Source organism: Parachitinimonas caeni (assembly GCF_030129945.1).
Lineage (GTDB): Bacteria > Pseudomonadota > Gammaproteobacteria > Burkholderiales > Chitinimonadaceae > Parachitinimonas > Parachitinimonas caeni.
The window spans coordinates 1-255 of record NZ_JARRAF010000311.1 but is presented as its reverse complement, the minus strand read 5'-3'; the positions used below and the strand labels follow the sequence as shown (position 1 = coordinate 255).

The window sequence follows — 255 nt, the reverse complement described above, 5'->3', positions numbered from 1 at the left end:
ACAGGTCTTCGCTGGCTGAATACTGGGGGACTTCGGCCCGCAAGGGTTCAAAGGTGAGGGTACGGCCCTGGGTGTCGACCAGCCGGCAGGCGTCTGCCGCCGGTTCCAGTACCGGTGAGGCCGGCAGACTCCAGCCCTGGCCCAGCAGACCAATGCGGCCGTTGTAGGAGCTGTAGGTACGTTGCCAGACCAGTGGCATCGGTCCGGGCAGGGCAAAGTCCAGCTCTTCGGCTCCCGCCAGAATCTTGCAGCCCA

Annotated in this window: 1 protein-coding gene; it reads right to left on the bottom strand. The window is 65.1% G+C overall.

The genetic code is table 11. The features are described from left to right. Positions 1-255 (bottom strand): DUF6531 domain-containing protein (locus tag PZA18_RS25935; RefSeq protein ID WP_284103535.1); only part of this gene is annotated, 255 nt, incomplete at both ends.